General features: G+C 42.8%; 17 protein-coding genes. 12 read left to right on the top strand and 5 right to left on the bottom strand.

Translation table 11 applies throughout. The annotated features are described in order from the left end of the window. Nucleotides 1-89: 89 nt before the first annotated feature. A complete protein-coding gene (locus AC1RM2_RS24400; RefSeq protein ID WP_492987727.1) occupies nt 90-1,397 on the top strand; it encodes an ammonium transporter in 1,308 nt (435 codons plus the stop codon). Between the two features lie 286 nt (nt 1,398-1,683). Here AC1RM2_RS24400 and AC1RM2_RS24405 read toward each other — a convergent pair whose 3' ends face one another. After that, nucleotides 1,684-2,892 carry an ATP-binding protein gene (locus AC1RM2_RS24405; protein WP_492987728.1) on the bottom strand — a complete coding sequence of 403 codons (1,209 nt, stop codon included), beginning with the start codon at nt 2,890-2,892 and terminating at the stop codon, nt 1,684-1,686. Nucleotides 2,893-3,063: 171 nt separating this feature from the next. On the opposite strand from AC1RM2_RS24405, the gene AC1RM2_RS24410 reads away from it, so the two are divergent. The 5 genes from AC1RM2_RS24410 (at nt 3,064) to AC1RM2_RS24430 (ending at nt 9,124) form a co-directional block, all read left to right on the top strand. Beyond that, the gene (locus AC1RM2_RS24410) at nt 3,064-3,687 is read left to right on the top strand and encodes an alpha-ketoglutarate-dependent dioxygenase AlkB family protein (RefSeq protein WP_492987729.1); all 624 of its coding nucleotides are present in this window, start codon (nt 3,064-3,066) and stop codon (nt 3,685-3,687) included. Between the two features lie 208 nt (nt 3,688-3,895). Next, entirely contained in the window at nt 3,896-5,878 is a 1,983-nt protein-coding gene (locus AC1RM2_RS24415) for an amidohydrolase family protein (protein ID WP_492987730.1), read from the top strand. Between the two features lie 199 nt (nt 5,879-6,077). Then, entirely contained in the window at nt 6,078-6,443 is a 366-nt protein-coding gene (locus AC1RM2_RS24420) for a hypothetical protein (RefSeq protein ID WP_090651256.1), read from the top strand. Nucleotides 6,444-6,589: 146 nt separating this feature from the next. Next, nucleotides 6,590-8,497 (top strand): amidophosphoribosyltransferase, encoded by a 1,908-nt coding sequence (locus tag AC1RM2_RS24425; RefSeq protein ID WP_492987731.1) that lies wholly within the window; start codon nt 6,590-6,592, stop codon nt 8,495-8,497. Between the two features lie 135 nt (nt 8,498-8,632). Next, nucleotides 8,633-9,124, top strand: a complete 492-nt coding sequence (locus AC1RM2_RS24430) for a hypothetical protein (RefSeq protein WP_492987732.1) — start codon at nt 8,633-8,635, stop codon at nt 9,122-9,124. 65 nt (nt 9,125-9,189) lie between these two features. Here the strand turns inward: AC1RM2_RS24430 and AC1RM2_RS24435 are convergent, their stop codons facing one another. Next, the gene (locus AC1RM2_RS24435) at nt 9,190-9,843 is read right to left on the bottom strand and encodes a LysE family translocator (RefSeq protein WP_492987733.1); all 654 of its coding nucleotides are present in this window, start codon (nt 9,841-9,843) and stop codon (nt 9,190-9,192) included. A gap of 168 nt (nt 9,844-10,011) precedes the next feature. On the opposite strand from AC1RM2_RS24435, the gene AC1RM2_RS24440 reads away from it, so the two are divergent. Then, the gene (locus AC1RM2_RS24440; RefSeq protein WP_492987734.1) at nt 10,012-11,628 is read left to right on the top strand and encodes an MFS transporter; all 1,617 of its coding nucleotides are present in this window, start codon (nt 10,012-10,014) and stop codon (nt 11,626-11,628) included. Nucleotides 11,629-11,717: 89 nt separating this feature from the next. Continuing rightward, nucleotides 11,718-12,173, top strand: a complete 456-nt coding sequence (locus AC1RM2_RS24445; RefSeq protein WP_492987735.1) for a deoxycytidylate deaminase — start codon at nt 11,718-11,720, stop codon at nt 12,171-12,173. Between the two features lie 64 nt (nt 12,174-12,237). Here AC1RM2_RS24445 and cmk read toward each other — a convergent pair whose 3' ends face one another. Beyond that, nucleotides 12,238-12,915 (bottom strand): (d)CMP kinase, encoded by a 678-nt coding sequence (cmk, locus tag AC1RM2_RS24450; RefSeq protein WP_492987736.1) that lies wholly within the window; start codon nt 12,913-12,915, stop codon nt 12,238-12,240. Nucleotides 12,916-13,103: 188 nt separating this feature from the next. Between cmk and arfB the strand changes: the two genes are divergently transcribed. Continuing rightward, nucleotides 13,104-13,514, top strand: coding sequence for an alternative ribosome rescue aminoacyl-tRNA hydrolase ArfB (arfB, locus tag AC1RM2_RS24455; protein WP_492987737.1), 411 nt, complete (start codon nt 13,104-13,106; stop codon nt 13,512-13,514). Between the two features lie 103 nt (nt 13,515-13,617). Here arfB and AC1RM2_RS24460 read toward each other — a convergent pair whose 3' ends face one another. Further along, nucleotides 13,618-14,571 (bottom strand): lipid A deacylase LpxR family protein, encoded by a 954-nt coding sequence (locus AC1RM2_RS24460; protein ID WP_492987738.1) that lies wholly within the window; start codon nt 14,569-14,571, stop codon nt 13,618-13,620. A gap of 286 nt (nt 14,572-14,857) precedes the next feature. On the opposite strand from AC1RM2_RS24460, the gene AC1RM2_RS24465 reads away from it, so the two are divergent. The 3 genes from AC1RM2_RS24465 (at nt 14,858) to AC1RM2_RS24475 (ending at nt 18,800) form a co-directional block, all read left to right on the top strand. Further along, entirely contained in the window at nt 14,858-15,466 is a 609-nt protein-coding gene (locus AC1RM2_RS24465; RefSeq protein WP_492987739.1) for a DUF4142 domain-containing protein, read from the top strand. Between the two features lie 95 nt (nt 15,467-15,561). Continuing rightward, nucleotides 15,562-17,985: a zinc-dependent metalloprotease gene (locus AC1RM2_RS24470; protein WP_492987740.1), complete on the top strand. Its 2,424-nt coding sequence runs from the start codon at nt 15,562-15,564 to the stop codon at nt 17,983-17,985. 5 nt (nt 17,986-17,990) lie between these two features. Beyond that, nucleotides 17,991-18,800 carry a DUF5984 family protein gene (locus AC1RM2_RS24475; protein ID WP_492987741.1) on the top strand — a complete coding sequence of 270 codons (810 nt, stop codon included), beginning with the start codon at nt 17,991-17,993 and terminating at the stop codon, nt 18,798-18,800. A 210-nt stretch (nt 18,801-19,010) separates the two neighbouring features. Here AC1RM2_RS24475 and AC1RM2_RS24480 read toward each other — a convergent pair whose 3' ends face one another. Next, the gene (locus AC1RM2_RS24480) at nt 19,011-21,272 is read right to left on the bottom strand and encodes a glycoside hydrolase family 31 protein (RefSeq protein ID WP_492987742.1); all 2,262 of its coding nucleotides are present in this window, start codon (nt 21,270-21,272) and stop codon (nt 19,011-19,013) included. Nucleotides 21,273-21,275: the final 3 nt, after the last annotated feature.

Here is a 21,275-nt window from a genome sequence, read left to right on the forward strand (position 1 = left end):
TGCATATTTAATATAAAGTTAACACAATCTTCTTTTTATCGATAGAAAAGTATTAATTTAGGCTGTTTTTTAACAAGTCTAAAAATTAAATGAAGCGGTATATTCCTTTTCTAATTATACTTATAATTCTTACGCTTACTTTTTTGTTTCCATCAGTCGAGTTCAAAAACTCCGGCAATCCCAATTTTAATACCGGGGATATTGCCTGGATGCTGATGTCGACGGCCCTTGTTTTGATCATGACGCCCGGCCTGGCTTTCTTTTACGGGGGGATGGTCAACAAAAAAAACGTGATATCTACCATGCTGCAAAGCATTGTTTGTATGGTTATCATCACGGTACTTTGGGGTATATTTGGTTTTAGCCTGGCCTTTGGCGAAAGTTTTCATGGTATTATAGGCAACCCTGCAACATATTTTATGATGAAAGGAATGCTGGGCAACGCCACCTGGAAAGCCGCGCCGACCATCCCTTTGTTATTGTTTGCTATGTACCAGTTAAAATTCGCCATTATTACCCCGGCGCTGATTACCGGTGCCTTTGCCGAGCGGATCCGTTTTAACTCCTACATTATTTTTTTAGTACTGTTTTCCATCTTCATATTTTCACCACTGGCGCATTGCACCTGGCACCCCGATGGCATATTGGCCAAATTGGGTGTACTTGACTTTGCCGGCGGTACGGTAGTTCACATGTCGGCCGGATGGGCCGCCCTGGCTTCTGCATTATATTTAAAACGCCGTAACGAGGCTAATCATTCGCCTGCCCGTATTACTTATGTAATGATAGGCACCGGGCTTTTATGGTTTGGCTGGTTTGGCTTTAATGCAGGTTCGGCTTTTGGCGCCAATGCTTTGGCGGTAACCGCTTTGGCTACCAGTACAACAGCTTCGGCTGCGGGTGGTATTACCTGGATATTTTTTGATATGCTGCGTGGCCGCAAACCATCGGCTATGGGTACCTGTATCGGCGCGGTAGTAGGCCTTGTAGCCATTACGCCGGCTGCGGGTTATGTAACTGTTCCGCATTCGCTGGCTATCGGTATTATATCGGCAGTAGTCAGTAACCTGGTTGTGGAGTGGCGTACACGCACTACCATTGATGATACGCTTGATGTATTCCCTTGCCATGGGGTAGGTGGTATGGTGGGTATGCTGCTAACCGGTGTTTTTGCCAATCAGCATGTAAATGCGGCAAATACAACAGGTAACGGCCTTTTCTTTGGCGAAACCCACCTGTTTTTAGTGCAGCTTTTAGCGCTGGTGGGTGTATCTGTCTTCGCGTTTTTCGGATCGTTGTTATTGCTTAAAATAACAGACATGATCTCTCCCCTCCGGGTATCGGCCGAGGATGAAGTTGTGGGGCTGGACATTAGCCAGCACGGCGAAAAACTTTAATTTCGACTTTCAAACCAAATCTATAAACCTGCGAGTCCGGCTGAAAAGCCGGATTTTTTATTTAGAAATAAGGGCGGTAGAAAAGTTCGCATGAACGCCGGCCAGTACTCACCCCGGCTACGCTCCGCTGGCCGACTCTCTCTCGGGCTGAGGTCGCAAAGAGGGTTGGCGCTCTTTTTTGTTTTATTGCCCCTCTATGGCGCGAAGCGGAGAGAGGGGTGACGGGCGTAGCCTCGTCGGGGTGAGTCGCCGCCGCCATGTGATCTACGTTGTGCCAGGCCGGATATTACTGTGATAAATAATCATGCGCTGGCACAATATGAATGATCTTGTCGTTTTTAATTAGCTTGTCGGTTTGGCCGAGTGTTACTATTGTGCCTTCTTTGATGTTAAAGAAAGCCAGTGCTTCCATTAAGCCATTTATTTCCCTATCAACATTGTCCTGGTTTAATTCTAAACAAACCTGGGTAGCTTCCAGCACAATGCTATTTTCTAAAACAATAAAATCGCATTCGCTTTTTTCTGCGAAATAATAGATATTCCGATACCTTTGTCTGAGGTGTAAATAAACCAGGTTCTCGAATTTTCGGCCATTATCTTCTGAAAAAGAACCCGAATTAACATTAATCAAACCGGTATCTATAGCATATACCTTGCGGGGATTAGCAATTTGTTTTCTTAATGAATAACTAAATTTAGGTACAAAATGCAATAGGTAAGCATATTCCAGGTGCGACAGGTACTCCATCACCGTGTTGGTAGACCCCATTTCAAAAAGTATCTTAAGCCTATTGCCGGTAATTAGCTTAGCAACATTTGATATCAGGTAAAATGCCATCCGCTGTAAAGTTTTAACATCCCTCACACCATACCGCACGGCAATATCCCTAATCAGTATATCTTCAAATAGCTGGTTTAAAATTTCCGGTACCCCCTGTTTTACATATTCAGGAAAACCACCAAGTTCTAAGTACTTTAACACCGATGCCTTATCATAGAGGAGGTTTTTAAACGAGCAGAATTCGCGGTATGAAAATGGGAAAAGTTCCCTGGTAATATGACGGCCTGTTAACCGGCTTCCCAATTCCCTGCTTAACAATGAGGCATTGGATCCCGTGATAACTACTTTGTAATCTTCATCCAGCTTTTGCCTGACATACCGTTCCCACTCCGGAATAATTTGGATCTCATCAAAAAAAAGTACTTTTCCGCCTATGGTATTAATTACCTGGTCCAGCCTTGAAAAATCAGCAGGACCAAATTCGTAAAGCCTTGGATCTTCAAAATTCATATATATTGCCTCAGGATATCTTTCTTTCAGCAATTGAAAAAGCAAGGTACTTTTTCCACATCTCCTTATTCCCGATACAATTAATGCAAATGCAGAAAGATCAGGCAAAGCATCAAGTGCTATCCTTTTCAAACCTTGTTCTTTTTGAATAAGGTTATTTTTTTGTGTTTGAATGGTTTGAATAATAGATGATTGGAGTAGCATAGCGCGTTATTTTATATAAAGATACAAAATTGTTCATTAGTAATATATAAAACTGTTCAATATAAATATACAATATTGTTCATTGCTATTGTATAAAAATATTACTACTTCCGTTTTGCGTTCCATAAACCATTCTTATGTTATTTTGTCTAACTTTCAAATAAGTAAAAAATGTCCGCAGATAATCAGCTAAATATCTTCAACTCCACTCATCAAAATATATTACCATTTGATGGTGAGGTTTATCTGTATCCCAATTTTTATGAAGAGGAGGGCACGCTCGGTATTTTTGAACAACTAAAGCATTCTATCCTTTGGAAGCAGGACAAGATGAAGATCTACGGTAAAATGGTCAACTTCCCGCGGCTTACTTCCTGGTATGCCGATGGCGACCAGGAATACATCTACTCGGGCGTAGTGAATACCCCTATCCCCTTTACGCCATTGTTAAGGCAGATAAAGGAGGCTGCCGAGCAGCAATGCGGCAAGCAATTTAACTCGGCCCTGCTTAATTACTACCGCCATGGCGGCGACAGTATGGGCTGGCACAGCGATGATGAAACGGAACTGGCCGGAAACCCTATTATAGCCTCGGCATCTTTTGGTGCAACGCGGACTTTTCAATTTAAACACAAGCAACAAAAGAACGCCAAAGTTTCTATCGCTTTGAGTAATGGCAGCCTGCTTATCATGCAGGGCGCTACACAACATCACTGGCTGCACCAGGTGCCCAAAACCGCTAAACAGCCGGGGCCAAGGATTAATATTACTTTCAGGGACATAAAGTATGTCTGAATCAGAATTTTTCACGTTTAATTTGTTTTTTAACGGTTTTCAAGAAGGCTACGCCGTTTACAGAATTATTAAATTAACAGAATGCTGCGTTATTTTGAAAATTCTAAAATTCTGTAAATTCTGATTCAGACAAAAAAATCTGCACATCTGAAATATTGCAACATCCGCGATTAAACGATAACTTAGTTTATCTGAATCCACCTGCCATATGAAAAAAATTATTGTGTTTGCCCCGCTTTTAGCGCTGGCCTTTAATGTAAAAGCACAAACCGCTTTACCAACTGATAGCGGCACGTTTTTCCTGCACAAATTCGCGCAGCATATTGGTAAAGAAACCTACTGGGTAACTAAATACAAGGACTCTATTAAATATAATGTCGATTTTAAATTTGTTGACAGGGGTTCGCCCGTGCCGTTAAAGGCCAGTTTAAAGGTTGACCGGGACGGCTACCCGATGGAGCTTGTTATAAAAGGAAAAACATCCAGGTTTTCTACAATTGATGATTCGGTAAGGATGGTAGATCGCAATGGGGTGGTATTTCGGGTAGATGATAAAGTTACTGCTTATAAAATGCATAGCCTTATCAGCTTCCCGGTGGCCGGTTACTCGCCAACATTGGTACAGCAGGCAATGCTGCAATACTGGAAAATGAACAAGCAGCCGGCCACTATGAAAACGCTGCCTTTTGGCTCGGTACAAATAAAAAAAGACGGTACAGATCAATTAACTTTTAACGGCAAGCCACTGCTGCTTGACAGGTATACTGTAAGCGGCCTGGTTTGGGGCAATGAGTTGATATGGACGGATGCCGGTGGTAAGCTCATTTGCCTCATTACCAATGATGCCGAAGGCGACAAACTGGAATCCATGCGCGAGGAATATGAAGGTCTTTTGACCGAACTAATCAGCAAAGCGGCTGTGTATGGCATGCGTGTTTTTGCCAGGGCAGCCGCACCTACGGGTGTGGTTAATAAAGTGATTGCTATTACCGGGGGCAACCTAATTGATGTAAATACCGGGACAAGCACGCCCAATGCTGTAGTATTGATTCAGGACGGCCTTATTAAAATGACTGGCAAAGTGGGCAGTGTTAAAATACCTGCCGGCGCGAAAGTGATCAACGCAAATGGTAAAACTATTTTACCCGGTTTGTGGGATATGCATGCGCATTTTGAACAGGCAGAATGGGGGCCGGCCTACCTTGCGGCCGGCGTAACAACAGTTAGGGACTGCGGCAACGAATTTGAATATATCAATGCTATAAAAAGCGCCATAGATGGCGGTAGGGGTGTTGGTCCCAATATTCTGAAAGCAGGTATTATTGACGGCAAAGGGCCAATGTCGCTTGGTGTTATACAGGCAGATACTAAAGACGAAGCCATAAAAGCGGTTGACCGTTATAAAGAAAATGGATTTGCCCAGATAAAAATTTACAGTTCGGTAAAACCGACGATAGTAAAAGCTATTTGCGACGAAGCCCATAAATTAGGCTTAACGGTAACCGGCCACATCCCTAACGGGATGACACTGCAGCAAGGGGTAGACTCGGGCATGAACATGGTAAACCACGAGCAATATGTTTATGCCATTTTGAAGAGAAATAAAGACAGGTCAGTCGATTTTGATGATTCGGTAAGTGTGGCGGCCATAAAATTTATTAAAGACCATCACGTGGTGATAGATCCCACTTTGGGTGTTTTTGAACTGGCCTTTCGCAATGTAAAAGATAGTATCACAAACCTGGAGCCGACATACAATACGTTGCCGCCCCCATTGCAAACACTGTTTAAAAATATGGGAATGGAGCCGGCCGATGCCATGAAATTTAAGCCCCTGATGCAAAGCATGACAACTTCTGTAAAGAAGCTATATGATGCCGGCGTAATGATTGTGGCCGGTACCGATATGGGGTTCCCGGGTTATAGCCTTGATAGGGAATTGGAACTTTATGTATCGGCGGGATTAACACCGGCCCAGGCCATAAAAACAGCTACCATTGCACCGGCCCGGGTCATGGGTGTTGATAAACAAACAGGCACAATTGAAGTGGGTAAGCAGGCCGATATTATCCTGGTAGACGGCGACCCCCTAAAAAACATCAGCGATATCCGTAAAGTATCTACCGTAATTAAAGCAGGCAGGGTTTATGATCCGGTGGCTTTGCATAGGATGGCTGGTTTTTCGAGGTAGGGGTTCAGATGTGCAGATTTCAGATATGCAGATTTCAGATGTTGTCTGAACCGGAATTTGTGGAATGACCAGAATTTGAAGCTCACTCTGTTAATTCCGGTTTGAAAATATTTGATAGGAAAAAGCATCTGCACATCTGAAATCTGCACATCTATAATCTGCACATCAAAAAAACAGACATTTTTCCTATTTTTACCTTGTGCAAAAAGAAGAACTTACAACATTATGGCGGCCGGTTGGGCCGAGGGAATTAAAGCTGATAGAAGAGTCGGGTTTTAAACGCTTCCCTAAACGATTGGCGCAACAACCCATCTTTTACCCGGTGCTGAATGAAGCTTACGCTATTCAGATAGCAAGGGATTGGAATGTGCCTGCGTCAGGTTCGGGCTTTGTAACTAAGTTTAGTTTGCCTGCCGCATTCCTGGCAAAATATAATGTTGAAAATGTTGGCGGCCCTATCCATAACGAACTTTGGGTGCCTGCCGAAGAGCTGGAAGAATTTAACGATCACATTGTAGGGTTGATTGAGGTTACGCAATCATTTTACCCTGCTGAAAAAGAGTGATTCTGACGAATAATCAGCCAAAAACACCTGCACATCTGTAATCTAAAATCTGCACATCAAAAAGGATGTTTAAACTACTATTTAATGACAAATGATTTTATAAAGAGTCCATTATAAATGATACCTTTGCAGCCTCATTCCGAATCATGAGCGATCAGATTAAACATGAATGCGGTGTGGCATTTATCCGCTTATTAAAGCCACTATCTTTTTATCAGAAAAAGTACGGAACTGCGCTGTACGGCCTGAACAAGCTTTACCTTTTAATGGAGAAACAACATAACCGCGGCCAGGATGGCGCAGGTGTTGCTACCATTAAATTAGATATTGCTCCGGGCAAGCGGTACATCAGCCGTCACCGGTCAATGGCCTCAAATGCCGTTGCTGATATTTTTGAATACATCCAGAAGAAATTCGCGGATATTCAGAAAGAAACCCCCGAAAAAATGTTGGATGCCGATTGGCTCAAAGAACATGTAAGCTTTACCGGCGAGGTTTTATTAGGGCACCTGCGTTATGGTACCCATGGTAAAAACTCTATCGAAAGCTGCCACCCGTTTCTGAGGCAAAATAACTGGCAAACCAGGAATTTGGTTATTGCAGGTAACTTTAACATGACCAATGTTGATGAGCTTTTGCAGCAGCTTTACGACCTGGGTCAGCATCCGAAGGAACAAGCCGATACGATAACGGTGCTCGAAAAAATGGGCCACTTTATTGATACCGAAAACCAGGGCTTGTTTGACCAATACAAACGCGAAGGGTTAGACGATAACGTTGAAATTAGTAAGCTGATAGCCAATGATATGGATGTAGCCAAAATTTTAACAAAATCGGCCAAAAACTGGGATGGTGGTTATACCATTGCCGGCATATTGGGCCATGGCGATGCCTTTGTGATGCGCGATCCGGTTGGTATCCGTCCGGCGTTTTATTACTATAACGACGAGATTGTTGTTGCAGCATCAGAACGCCCTGCTATCCAAACAGCATTTAACGTGCCTATGGAGGAGATCAGGGAGATAAGGCCTGGCCACGCGCTTATTGTTAAAAAGAACGGTAAGATAACCGAGACTATGTTTAGCGAGCCTAAAGAAAAGAAATCCTGCTCGTTCGAGCGTATTTACTTTTCACGTGGCAGCGATGCATCTATCTATCGGGAGCGTAAACAATTAGGCAGGCTGCTTTGCCCGCAAATATTGGATGCCGTTAATCACGATATTAAAAATACGGTGTTCTCCTACATTCCAAATACAGCCGAGGTTGCTTTTTATGGTATGGTTGAAGGCGTACACAAATATGTAAAAAAATACCAGCGCGATAGGTTGCTAAACAGGGAAGATAAGATAAGTGAAGAAGAGCTGACCGAGGTATTGCAATTAGCCCCAAGGGTTGAGAAGATTGCTATTAAAGACGTTAAGCTGCGTACCTTCATCACCCAGGATGCCGACCGCAGTGAGATGGTTGCCCACGTTTATGATACCACTTATGGTTTGATAAAAAGGGGAACCGATACCCTGGTTGTTTTAGACGACTCTATTGTTCGTGGGACAACACTTAAACAAAGTATCCTGAAGATACTGGACAGGCTTGGCCCAACCAAGGTTGTAGTGGTATCATCAGCACCGCAAATCCGTTACCCGGATTGTTACGGTATAGACATGTCGCGCATGGGCGAGTTTGTTGCTTTTGAAGCAGCCATCAGCCTGTTAAAGGAAATGGACAGGGAAGATGTGATTTTGGATGTTTACCAGAAATGTAAGGACAGCATTAAGCTGCCTAAAGAGAAGGTACAAAACCATGTAAAAGCTATATACGAGTTATTTACCGATCAGCAGGTATCTGACCGTATAGCGCAGATCATCACCCCGAAAGAAATAAAATGCGAGGTACAGGTAATTTATCAAACTTTAGATAACCTGCACTTGGCCTGCCCAGACCATACCGGCGACTGGTACTTTAGCGGCGATTACCCAACCCCAGGCGGTAACAAAGTTGTTAACCGCGCCTTTGTTAACTGGATGGAAGGTAAAAACCAAAGGGCTTATATGTAAGCCAAGCCCCCCGGCCCCCTGAAGGGGGAGTGAAAATATATAGAGGCGATAAGGTTATACTTATCGCCTTTTTTGTTGATTGCGTTAGAGCCTAATTGTTTATATTACCGTTATTTAATTGTTTAATTTTTTTAAATGAAATCAAGATTTAGATTTCCCGGCTATCTATTAGGGCTGCTGGCACCAGTGTTTACAGTTTTGGTGATTATGGCGTTATCTGGAAATGTATTCAATCCAACAATGACTTTAATTCCATTTATGTTGTTTTGTTCTTTTTTTGTTTTTGTATGGATTTGGATAGTTTTTGGTGAATTGCGGACTAAGGTGATTCAAATTGATATAGAATATAGTTCCTTTACTATTAAACGTTACTTAGGCATGGGTACTGCTAAAATATTTTATCCGGAAGAAATTACAGGTTTCAAAACTTCTATTTTATCGTCACAGGGTGGCAGTTATGAGTATTTGTATTTAATGATAGGAGATAAAAAGATTGCGAAGCTTTCCGAGTTTTATCACAGTAACTACAAGGAGTTAAAACGGCATATCGTTTCCACGAACATTAAAAATATTGGTTTCGAGCCATTTAGTAACCGACAAGAGTTTAAGGATATTTTCAGTGTTTGAATTGCCCCGGTAATGGCGTTCTGATAGAACTCCTAACCAATCAAAACTCCCCCTTCAGGGGGGCTTCATGATCCTGCCGGTGCCGCGAAGATAAAGTGAGTAACCAGTTTATCAATCAATACCAGCGACGCTATAATTAGCGCAATACCTGCCACTTCGTTAAGGCGGTGGATGAGTTTAACCGAGATTTTATCGCGCAGCTTATCGGCGTAAAAAGCTTTAATGGTATCCATACCAAACTGCACAATAAGGATAGTTAAAAACATAACAGCTATGTGGAACGACCGATGGGGCGTGCCCACCAGGAAAGTAGTACTGGCAGCGCCTATAACAACCGTCCAGTGGAACAGCAGGGTAGGGTTAAAGATGCACATCAAAAAGCCTTTTAAAAAGTAGCCTGCCTTGTTAATATTTGTTGCTTTGTTATCGTAGTTTACTTCGGCCTTTTTAAACATATAGTACAGGCCAAGGGTAAAAAGTATCACAGCGCCGACAACGCCTGCAACCAGTTTGGCATGATCAGATACATCTATATATTGCGAACCGAAAAGTAAGGCGCCAACAAATACTACATCGCTGGTTACAACACCAAGGGCAAGGGCTACACCGGCATGGAAACCTTTTTCGATGCTGGTTTTAATGAGAGCAAAAAAGACCGGGCCAGTAATAACCGTCAGCACTAATCCAAACCCAATTCCCGAAATAATGGCTTTTATCATTAAGTTAGGCTTTGTTCATTTTTGAACAATGCGAATATGCAATTTTATCTCATAAACAACGAAACTTAAAATTGTGATTTATTTTAATTTAAAATAGTATGACCAGTTTTACAAAAAATCAATTATGTTTAACGATTCAAAATCTATTCTGTATAACCTAATTTTAAAATGGAACAAAACGACAAAAAAAATTATGGGTCCGCGCTATATACGCTGGTTACTGTGTTTTTCTTTTGGGGCTTTTTAGCCGCATCAAACGGTATCTTTATACCTTTTTGTAAATCACACTTTCACTTATCACAGTTTGAGTCACAACTTATCGACTTTACTTTTTATGGAGGTTATTTCATCGGTTCATTGATACTATACTTTGCTTCCCAGTTAACCAAAACTGACATTTTAAATAAAATGGGCTATAAAAACGGCATAATCATTGGCTTGGTTATATCAGCTGCAGGCGCTTTGTTAATGATACCTGCCGTAGCAGCAGGTTCATACGCGCTCGTTTTATCTGCAATATTTGTTATTACTATAGGCTTTTCATTACAACAAACAGCAGCAAATCCATTTGTGGTTGCATTGGGTCCGTCAGAAACAGGGTCAAACCGTTTAAATTTTGCAGGCAGTGTTAATAATATCGGTGGTTTATTAGGCCCCGCTGTTATCAGTATTGTATTATTCGGCTCAGCAAGCAAACACATTGCTCCGGAAGATGTAAAAATATCATCAATTGATAACCTGTATTACATTTTCGCAGGCCTTTTATTAGCAGTTGCTTTGTTTTTCTACGTATCAAAACTACCGGTTGTGAGCAGCGATGAAAAGGTAGAATCGACCAGTAAGCCCGGTACACCCTTATTTGTAATGTTCATTGCTTTTTTAATCATATTAGGGGTTGATCCGTTAGTTAAGTATACGGGCGTTTCAAAACCTATTTTCGTTTATGCAGCTTTAGCACTAATTATTTTAACGTTAATATTTTCATTATTTGCGGCACAAAAAAACAAAGCAGGCTGGGGTGCGATGGCGTATCCGCAGCTGATCTTAGGTATGATAGCCATTTTTACATATGTAGGTACCGAGGTAACTATACAAAGTAATATGGGGGCTCTACTTAAATTGCCGTTATTTGGAAGCTTTAAAGATTCTGAGATGGCCCCTTATATCTCGCTTTATTGGGGAAGCTTAATGATAGGCAGGTTCACCGGTGCTATTGGTGCTTTTAATTTATCAAAAATGACCAAGAATATTTTAACGGTTATAGTTCCTTTTATAGCTTTTGGTATTGTGTTGCTTGTAAACCGTTCAACTGTTGCGGATGTAACTACATTATTTGTATACGGAATTAGCATCGCTGTGTTGGTAGCAGCATTTTTTATCGGGCAACAAAAACCAGTGCGTACGTTGGTTACGTTGGGGGTTTTAGGTGTGATATTTATGCTGATCGGTTTGTTTTCGACAGGAATGCTCGCCGTATTCGCTTTCATTAGCGGTGGACTATGCTGTTCGATCATGTGGCCATCCATATTTTCACTTGCCATCACTGGCTTAGGAAAATATACTGGCCAAGGTTCAGCATTTTTAATTATGATGATTCTGGGTGGATCAATTATTCCACCTGTACAAGGTTTAATGGCCGATACCATTGGCATACACCAATCATACTTAGTACCTGTTTTAGGTTTCGCCTATATCGTATTTTTTGCATGGAAAGTTAGATCGGAGTTAATAAAACAAGGTATTAATATCGATCATATGACCGTTGAAAAGAGTGGCGGACACTAAAATTTAATAACACCATAAGTCATTGGGTCATTAAGTCATTTTCACTGATTTAATGACCCAATGGCATTAATGACCAAATGATTTAATTTATGAAACCAAGTTTCGATTCGATATTCATGAACCTGGCAACCGACCTGGCTAAACGTTCACACTGCGTTAAAGCCCATGTTGGCGCTGTTTTAACCCGCGATACACGTATTATATCCATAGGCTATAACGGCCCACCTGCGGGCACGCATAACTGTGACGAGGAATGGCCGGGCCAGGGCTGCGCACGCGATTCAAAAGGGAGTTGCTCGCTGGCGTTGCACGCCGAAGAAAACGCGATTTTATATGCGGTAAAAAGTGGTGCAAAGCTCGAAGGAGCAACCTTATACACCACGCTTTCGCCGTGTATTGCCTGTGCAAGGCTTATTTTTTCCGCAGGTATCAAAAAGGTTTACTTTGATAAATCATATGCCGAATACAAAGGAATCGGCAGCGACGAGGGCGTTGATTTTTTAAACCGCTTTGGCGTGCCTACCGTACGATTTACGGAAGATTAGAACACCCGGCCTGTTTCTGGGCCGGGGTTAATGACAATATTTGCCGTAAACGGCAACCCGGGCTTTAATCGGCCAGGAAAGGTTCAATATGGCTAAGCGCGAATAGTAATTGTTCCTCTGGGCTCAGGTCTGTATTATCCAAAATAATAGCATCTTCAGCGCGCGTCAATGGGCTTTCCTTGCGGGTGGTGTCCTGGTAATCGCGGTGGGCCAGGTTATCAAAAATTTCTTCTAACGTTATTTCGGGGTTGGTAGGCAACAGCTCTTTATACCGGCGCTCGGCACGAATCTTTGGGTCGGCAGTCATAAACAGCTTTACCTGCGCATTCGGGAACACCACGGTGCCAATATCACGACCATCCATAATAATGTTTTTTGATTTGCCCATGCGTTGCTGCTGTTTTACCATGGCCACACGCACTTCATGTATTGCCGCAATGGTACTTACCTTGTCGGCCACGTGCATCTGGCGTATCTCGTCAGACACCTCTTCATCATTAAGGGTGATGTGTGTTTTGTAATCCCTGGAGTGAAAGTTAAGGTGGATGTTGTTCAGCGCATCGGTAATCTGTTCATGATTAGCCAGATCGATGTTATTACGCAGAAAATACAAAGCCACGGCCCGGTACATTGCGCCACTATCTACGTAAATAAAATGAAGTTTTTTTGCTAAAGCCTTTGCTAAAGTGCTTTTACCACATGATGAATAACCATCAATTGCTACTACGATATTGTTGTTCATAAGAGTGGCTAAAATAATGATTTTTGTTGATTATTGGATGGTTGATTAAGTGAGTAGTTGATTAAGTTGATTGAGTGAGTGGTTGATTAGGTTGGTTAGTGGGTTAAGTTAAAAGTATCTGCACATCTATAATCTGCACACCTGCACATCAATTTACCTAATCAACCTAAAAAAGCTACATTTGAAAAATGAACCTGAATAAAGCCGATTTACAAAAAGAAATAACCTATAAAACATCACGCAGTGGGGGCAAGGGTGGCCAAAACGTAAACAAAGTATCAAGCAAGGTTGAGCTTTTGTTTGACGTTGCCGCTTCGGCACTATTTACTGACGATGAGAAAATATTGCTTGCAGATAAATTGCAAAACCGACTAAATAAAGATGGCCTGGTACAAGTAATTTGCGATGAAGAGCGCAGCCAATACCTTAACAAAGAAAAAGCGGTTGAAAGGCTGATTGCCCTGTTAGGCCGCGCATTGCAGGTACAAAAAGTACGTAAACCAACCAAAGTAAGCAAGGCCGCCAAAGCCGCCCGGTTAGATAACAAAAAGAAACAATCGGCAAAAAAGGAAAATAGGCGAACTAATCATGACGATTAGTCAATTTGAAGATTTGAAAATTGTTAAACTCAATGCAGGATAAACTTCAATTGTTATCATTTTCAAATTTTCAAATCCTCAAATTTTCAAATAAAAGTTAATTTTATTTGAATCGATAAACCCCTGTTATTGCCGCCCATTGGTGCGAATGTACCATTGTCTCTACTTCGCGGGTGTGGAAAATAGCGGCAACATCAAATGTGAAACGGTTAAAGCTAAAGCCTACTCCAAACTGCTGGCTAAAAACAAATGGCTTTTTGGTGCCGGTAATTTCAAGGCTGTTAGGGTCGTGGCTGCTAAAAAGGCCGCCTTGTATGGTGGCATCGTAAACTACAGCGTTTAATTGCGGCTTGTAGTAAAAAAACAACTCTTGCTTGTGCAGTAAATTGCTTTGAGGGGTTAACGACGCTGTGCTTTGTGTACTTATTGAACTGAATAGCTGGTTAAAATTCCCCAGGCGGAACAGGGGCCCTAATCCGGCGCCGGTAAAGCCGGTACCCAAGTTGGCATAGCTGGCCAGGCTTACATCGGCCCATGACGCACGGGCAAGCAGTTTGTTATACTCGGCAGATAGATTAAGCTCAACATCATTCCTGATTTGGTATTGCCAGCCGTTCAGCGTGTAAAAGCCAAAGGTGTTGTGGATAAGTTTTTGAACGGGCTCGCCGCCGGCTGCTGGGCCAACCAGGCCTATTTGGGCGCCAAGTTTAAGGGTGCTTTCGTTTTTATATAGCAGGTTTAAGGTACCTCCAATATAGGTGTATGCCGCAAAAGGCCGGTCAACATCACCCGCGTCCCTCACGTAACCCGATTGTGGGTTAAACATTTTTTGACCTAATTCGATGCCTAAAATTTTGTTTTGAAGTTTCCCCGTATCTGCCACTTTTAAAGCCTTGCGGTAGTAAAAGAAAATACCATTGGTGTAATACTTGTCAGACCCCTGGCCCAGGTACGAGTCGTTATCGGTTTGGATGCCAAACTCCTGGCCATGTTGCTGGGCAAATAATGTGGTACAGCCTAAAAGGCATATCAGCGTAAAGAAAAGCTTGTTTAGCATTTAGTATAAATATATAGGCTACCAATATAGAAATTTTGAGCCATTTATATGATAAAGCGCCTGATAAGTCAAAATTCAAAATTAAAAAGTCAAAAGTTTACGCGGGAGAAGCCTATCAGGGCGCTTTGGTTGCATCTAATTGCCGCTGGTTGCCTCTATTGTATTCAAATCGATTACTTTTAGAATGTAGTGTGAATAAATTAAAACGCAATATATTTACAAATAAGAAAATAAAACTTATCTGAGTAAAAGTTGTTGCCTATAAAAACATAAATAAATCACTACCATGAAAAAGTTAAGTTTAATAGCGATGATGGCAATTGCCGCCTTATCGTTCCAGGCCTGTAATAACGGAGCCAAAACAGGCAGTGCTGCTGATAGCACCGGCACGGTAAAAGATACGGCCGATAGCGCCAACAAAGTTAAAGATACTACTACATCTGGCGCCACAGGCATAGCGGTTGATAAAGATGATGCCAAGTTTGCCACATCTGCCGCTAACGCCGGCCTTGCCGAAGTAGCGTTGGGCCAGCTGGCGAGCGAAAAAGCAACCGATGCCAAAGTAAAGGCCTTTGGCGCCATGATGGTTACCGACCATACTAAAGCGAATAACGAGCTGGCAGAAATTGCCAAAAAGAAAAACATCACCTTACCGGCAGAACCTGATGCCGAACACCAGAAAAAGAAAACCGATCTGGCTGCAAAAACAGGCGCGGATTTTGACAAAGATTATGTTGACGCTATGGTTGCCGGGCATAAAAAGGTGGAATCTTTATTTGAAGATGCTGCTAAAAACTGCAAGGATGCAGATTTGAAAGCCTTTGCAGAAAAAACTTTGCCAACAATAAAAGGCCACCTTGCCGAAATAGAGGCTATTAAAAAAGGCATGAAATAATTAAAGCTGATTTTATGACAATGGAAGGGAGGTAATTTTACCTCCTTTTCTGTTTTTATGCCTATTTTAGGGCTGAACAACAGATCAGCCTCCCTATGAAAAAAGTTTACCTGCTCTTTTTTGCCTTATTGGTTTTTGTTTTAAACGTTAAAGCCCAACAAACTGATGAGATTGCCGTCAAAACAAAAGGCTTTACCAAATATGCCGGGTACTTCAATTTTTATTGGGACGAGAAAACCGGAAAGATCTTTTTAGAGATAGATAAATTTGATCAGGAATTTCTTTACGTAAACTCGATGCCTGCGGGTGTTGGTTCAAACGACCTGGGTTTGGATAGGGGGCAAATTGGCGGCAGCCGCATTGTGAAATTCATAAAAAGCGGTCCTAAGGTATTATTGATGCAGCCCAATTACAGCTACCGGGCTATCAGCAATAATGCAGAAGAGCGAAAATCTGTAGAGGAAGCCTTTGCGCAATCGGCTATATGGGGTACTACGGTTGTGGCCCGGGATGGTGATAGGGTATTGGTTGATTTTACACCATTTTTGTTGCGCGATAGTCATAGAATTACCGACAGATTAAATGATAATAACCAGGGTAGTTTTAGTTTTGACGATAGCCGGTCGGCGGTGTACTTACCAAATACAAAAAGCTTTCCTGATAATTCCGAATTTGAGGCTACCATTACTCTGGCCGGAAAAGGTAAAGGCCACGAGATTAGCTCGGTAACGCCTGATCCTAATGCCGTTACAGTGAGGATGCACCAATCCTTTATAAAACTACCCGATGATGGGTATAAAAAACGAAACTTCGACCCACGATCTGGCTATTACGATGTGGACTATATGGATTATGCTACGCCTATTGATGAGCCTATTATGAAACGGCTGCTTAACCGCCACCGGTTGGAGAAAAAAGACCCGACAGCGGCAATTAGTGAACCCGTAAAACCCATTATATATTACGTTGACCGTGGCGCACCCGAACTTGTGCGCAACGCCCTGATAGAAGGAGCCGGCTGGTGGAACCAGGCTTTTGAGGCTGCCGGTTATAAAAATGCTTTCCAGGTTAAATTACTGCCCGAGGATGCCGACCCGATGGACATCCGGTACAATATTATTCAATGGATCCACCGCTCAACCAGGGGATGGTCATACGGCGCATCGATTGATGACCCACGCACTGGAGAGATTATTAAAGGGCAGGTTTCCCTCGGCTCCCTGCGCGACAGGCAGGATTTTTTAATTGCCGAAGGATTGGTTCAGCCTTATGAGGATGGCAAACCAACAAGCGATAGAATGATGAAAATGGCCCTTGCCCGTTTACGGCAATTGGCGGCCCATGAGGTTGGCCATACCCTGGGCTTGCAGCATAATTTTACCGCAAGTGTAAACGGCCGGGCATCGGTAATGGACTACCCGCCACCGGTTATCAGCCTGAATGCAGATGGTACAATTGACTTAAGCAAAGCCTATCGCACCGGAATAGGTGAATACGATAAACGCGCCATCCTGTATGGTTACCAGGATTTTGCTAAAGGTACCAATGAAGATGAGGCATTAAAAGGCATCATTACCGAAACCATTAAACAAGGCTTTTTATTTATATCTGATGATGATGCCCGCCCGGCCGGCAGCGCCCATCCGCAGGCCCATTTATGGGATAGCGGTACCAATGCTGCCGATGAACTGAACCGCCTGATGGTTTTACGCAAACATGTGCTGGATAATTTTTCGGAAAAAGCCATTCGCCAGGATGCGCCGATGGCCACGCTTGAGGAGGTATTGGTGCCGATGTACCTGATTCACCGTTTCCAGGCTGAGGCTGCTTCGAAGATGCTTGGCGGACTGTATTATACCTTTGCTTTGAAAAACGATGGGCAAACTATTACCAAATTTGTGTCCCCTGCCGAACAATGGAAAGCTTTTGATGCGCTGATGGGTACCATCAACCCCGATGCCTTGGCGCTGCCCGAAAAGTTAATAGAGAAAATACCACCACGCCCTATTGGTTATCCCCGTACAAGGGAAACCTTCAAATCGCATACCGGCCTCACTTTCGATCCGATGGCCGCTGCAGAATCGGCCGCCGCCGCAACCTTATCGTTCATGTTGCAACCCGAGCGGGCTGCCAGGCTGGTTGAATACCAATCGCGCGATAATACTCAGCCGGGCTTGTTGCCTGTTTTGAACAGGCTGGTAGCCCAAACCTGGAAAGCCGCGCAACCAGCAGGCTATAAAGGCGAGCTGCAACGCCTGGTAAATAACCTTGCCCTTAGGCAGATACTAACCCTGGCTGCCACAACCAGTGCCCCCGAAAGCGTTCGTGGTATTGCTTTGCTACAGATAGATGACCTTAAAAAATGGATGAAAACAGCGATGGTTACGGCAACGGGCAGCAGTAAAGCTAATTTGTTGTTCGGTTTATCACAAATCAATGAGTTTGAAAAAAATCCCGATAAGTTTCAACCCGCACCGGTGTTGAATATGCCGGATGGATCGCCGATTGGGATGGATTAAGAAAAATGATAAACTTTAAAATAAAACCACCGGAGGAAACATCGGGTGCCATAGGCGAAAATGATCGTTTTACAAGCTGGTTTTTTCTCACAGATGGCGACTTGTGGCTCACCTTTGGAGATCAAACTATTTACGAGTACACCAGCGAGGCGATGGAATACTTCGAAGACAAATCAAGACCTTACTCTGATTATCAGGTAAGCAGATTTGTAGAAGATTTTTCGGACATATTTAAAAATATAAGAGAAACCGTTCCTGAAAATTTTTATGAGTTAGCTGAGAACGTAACCCAATTTTACAAAGACCTTAAACATTGGAAAAGTCTTAACGAGGATGGGGACGAAGCTCATTACGATGCCTTTATGGACAATGTCGATATATTATATTCATGGGTCAGGGAAAGAGCACTTTTGGGAATTCATTTACTAGGCGGGCCGACATTATATTTTTTTAGACATGACGATAAAGTTAAAATAGTTTGGGAAACTGATTTCGTTTTAGAAAATGGTGCAAAACTATGGACAGCTAAAAATGGGAGTTGTGAAATGGAATACGATGACTTTCGAAAAAGAATAATTGAATTTGCCCGGAACTACTTTCTGGCAATGGATAATCAAATAAAATTAGCCATAGCAAGAGATTGGGGAGATATCATTCTTGACAAGAAAAGACTGGTTGAGGAGCAAGAGGAAAAGAAATTTGATTTTTATAGTGAATTCTCAAAGTTGTGGCATGAGCCGGAGGAAAAAACAAATTGGGAGGAAATTGAAGAAATATATAAGCTGATGCGTGATGAATTAGATGGAAATCGTTAACGTGATTTCACTAAACGCAGAACTGAAAAATATAGTCAATTACGATCGCTCATTTGTATCCAGAACTATGACACAGATACAGCTTTATAAAATATGATTATGTGATACGGGAAGAAATTATGCCGTAATGTTTGAAATACAAACAGTTAAAAGACTTGCGAAGTTTTTAAAATTCCGCAAGTATGGGATTCGAAAAAAGCGTTTGTATGACTAAATTTTTATCTCCATTATCCCAGTTTCAAAAGCCAAAAATCTTTTATTCGAACTACCCTCAAACCCATGCAACTCCAAACTGATTTGCTGGTACTTTGACTGAAATGTTCCTTCAACTTCAGAAAGATTAACCTGCTTTTTCTTCGGATCAAACCTAATAGTTCGTTTATAATAAGCCCCCTGTTCATAATCGTAAGACGATCCGTCATCTTCATAATACAAAAACTCGGTGGGTTTTTTGCCATTCCAAATGTGGAGTTGCAGTATGCCATCGCCTTTAGCGGCTGTACTTTGCGTAACGCTTTGCATCGGGATAATAGAGCCCGCTTTTACAAATACAGGCAAATCTGTTAAAGGCGATGCTACTTTTACAATCTTACCACCCTTCAGTTTTTCGTTGGTACTTAAACGGTACCAGTCGCCTTTGGGCAGGTAAACATCGGCTGTTAGTTTATCGCTTTCAACCGGCGCAACCAAAAGCGCATCGCCAAACATAAACTGGTTTTGGAAATGTTCGAAATATACTTTTTCGTCAAAAGGATATTCAATAGCCAGTGTGCGGCTAATGGGCAGGCCTGTTTGTGTGGCTTGATAAAAGGCCGAATAAATATAGGGGAGCAGCTTATAACGTTGTTCAATATCTTCTTTGATGATCTGCTCATTGGCCTGTCCCCATTCCCAGGGCTCGCGCATCTGGCTGCCTTTGATGGCATGATTACGGAACATGGGGGTATAAACGCCTAACGAATTCCAGCGTACCATCAGCTCAGGCGTTGGGTTGGCGCTAAAGCCACCAATATCTACGCCGGTAAAAGACATGCCGGTAATACCAAGGCTGTTTACTAAACGCTGTCCTAAAAGCATGTGTTCATCAGTGCCGGTGTTATCTCCAGTCCACACGGCCGAATAGCGCTGTGTGCCGGCGTATGCGGCCCGGGTGAGTACAAATGGTCGTTTGTTATTCAGGAGTTTTCTTGTGCCCTCATAAGTAGCCCGGGCCATTTGCATACCATAGGCATTGCGCACTTCGGGCATATACTTATCGCCAAATTTTACCATCCATGGGATGTTTTGTCCCCAGGCTGCCGGTTCGTTCATATCGTTCCAGAAGCCGTCTACACCAACATCGGTCAACGCGGTAAAAGCTGCTCCCCACCACTCACGTACATCATCCCTGAAAAAATCGGGGAAGTGGCAACGGCCGGGCCAAACGTAGCCAGTGTAATTTTCGCCATCGGGATATTTGGCAAAATAATCGTTAGCTACCCCTTCATCATATTGCTTGTAGCCTTCTTCAATCTTTATTCCCGGATCAACTATGGTAACCAAATGAAAGCCCATCGCCTTTAGCTCTTCCATCATGGCTTGCGGATTGGCGAAGGTTTTCTTGTTCCAGGTAAAAATTTTGAAGCCTTCCATATAGTCAATGTCGCAATACATCACATCGGCCGGGATCTTTTTTTTGCGAAAGGTTTTGGCAATTTTTAATACCTCTTTGGCGCTCATATAACTCCAGCGGCACTGCTGGTAACCCAGGCTCCATAACGGGGGCATTTCCATACGGCCGGTGAGCCAGGTATAATCCTCAATAATTTTCGCTACGCCCTGCGCGCCCAAAAAATAATAGTTCATGTCGCCGCCATCGGCACCAAACCAGCTCATTTCATCATCGGTAGTTGCGCCAAAATCGAAATAACTTTTGTGGGTATTATCCAGAAACAAACCATAGGTTAGCCCGCTATGCAGACCGATAAAAAATGGGAAGGTTTTATATAAAGGGTCGCTTTTGTTGTTGTAGTCAACGGCATCGGTATTCCAGTTAACGTACGATGTTCCGCGCCTGTCAAGGCTACCGGCTTTCTCGCCCAGCCCGATGAATTTTTCATCGGCATATAATTTACGATAGGTAATTACACGCTCGCCCTGCCAGTTGGTGCCAAATCGATTATCGTCCTGGCTTAACGGCTTACCGTCGGCCGTAAAAAAGTTAAATCTTAACGGCGATTTTTGGATACAGAGTTTTATAGCGGTAGTATTTATTTCGATAGCATCGGCCGATTCAGTAAACTCCAGGTGTTCATCAGCGTTGCGAATCACAGCATAAGAACTATCTGGCTCACTATGCTTTTTACTGATATTAACCCGGATGATTGTCGGGCTGTAAACATACACCCTTGCTTCTGCTTCTATCGTTTTAATGGTTAGCAAGCTGCCCTGCTGTTTAAAGCTTTGTACGTTCCCTAATATTTCTACTTCCATATG

The organism is Mucilaginibacter sp. GW822-FHT03E02 (genome assembly GCF_058801545.1).

Coding starts and splice junctions, on each gene's coding strand:
- AC1RM2_RS24400 (WP_492987727.1), top strand. CDS start 90: ATGAAGCGGTATATTCCTTTTCTAATTATACTTATAATTCTTACGCTT.
- AC1RM2_RS24405 (WP_492987728.1), bottom strand. CDS start 2,892: ATGCTACTCCAATCATCTATTATTCAAACCATTCAAACACAAAAAAAT.
- AC1RM2_RS24410 (WP_492987729.1), top strand. CDS start 3,064: ATGTCCGCAGATAATCAGCTAAATATCTTCAACTCCACTCATCAAAAT.
- AC1RM2_RS24415 (WP_492987730.1), top strand. CDS start 3,896: ATGAAAAAAATTATTGTGTTTGCCCCGCTTTTAGCGCTGGCCTTTAAT.
- AC1RM2_RS24425 (WP_492987731.1), top strand. CDS start 6,590: ATGAGCGATCAGATTAAACATGAATGCGGTGTGGCATTTATCCGCTTA.
- AC1RM2_RS24430 (WP_492987732.1), top strand. CDS start 8,633: ATGAAATCAAGATTTAGATTTCCCGGCTATCTATTAGGGCTGCTGGCA.
- AC1RM2_RS24435 (WP_492987733.1), bottom strand. CDS start 9,843: ATGATAAAAGCCATTATTTCGGGAATTGGGTTTGGATTAGTGCTGACG.
- AC1RM2_RS24440 (WP_492987734.1), top strand. CDS start 10,012: ATGGAACAAAACGACAAAAAAAATTATGGGTCCGCGCTATATACGCTG.
- AC1RM2_RS24445 (WP_492987735.1), top strand. CDS start 11,718: ATGAAACCAAGTTTCGATTCGATATTCATGAACCTGGCAACCGACCTG.
- cmk (WP_492987736.1), bottom strand. CDS start 12,915: ATGAACAACAATATCGTAGTAGCAATTGATGGTTATTCATCATGTGGT.
- arfB (WP_492987737.1), top strand. CDS start 13,104: ATGAACCTGAATAAAGCCGATTTACAAAAAGAAATAACCTATAAAACA.
- AC1RM2_RS24460 (WP_492987738.1), bottom strand. CDS start 14,571: ATGCTAAACAAGCTTTTCTTTACGCTGATATGCCTTTTAGGCTGTACC.
- AC1RM2_RS24465 (WP_492987739.1), top strand. CDS start 14,858: ATGAAAAAGTTAAGTTTAATAGCGATGATGGCAATTGCCGCCTTATCG.
- AC1RM2_RS24470 (WP_492987740.1), top strand. CDS start 15,562: ATGAAAAAAGTTTACCTGCTCTTTTTTGCCTTATTGGTTTTTGTTTTA.
- AC1RM2_RS24475 (WP_492987741.1), top strand. CDS start 17,991: ATGATAAACTTTAAAATAAAACCACCGGAGGAAACATCGGGTGCCATA.
- AC1RM2_RS24480 (WP_492987742.1), bottom strand. CDS start 21,272: ATGGAAGTAGAAATATTAGGGAACGTACAAAGCTTTAAACAGCAGGGC.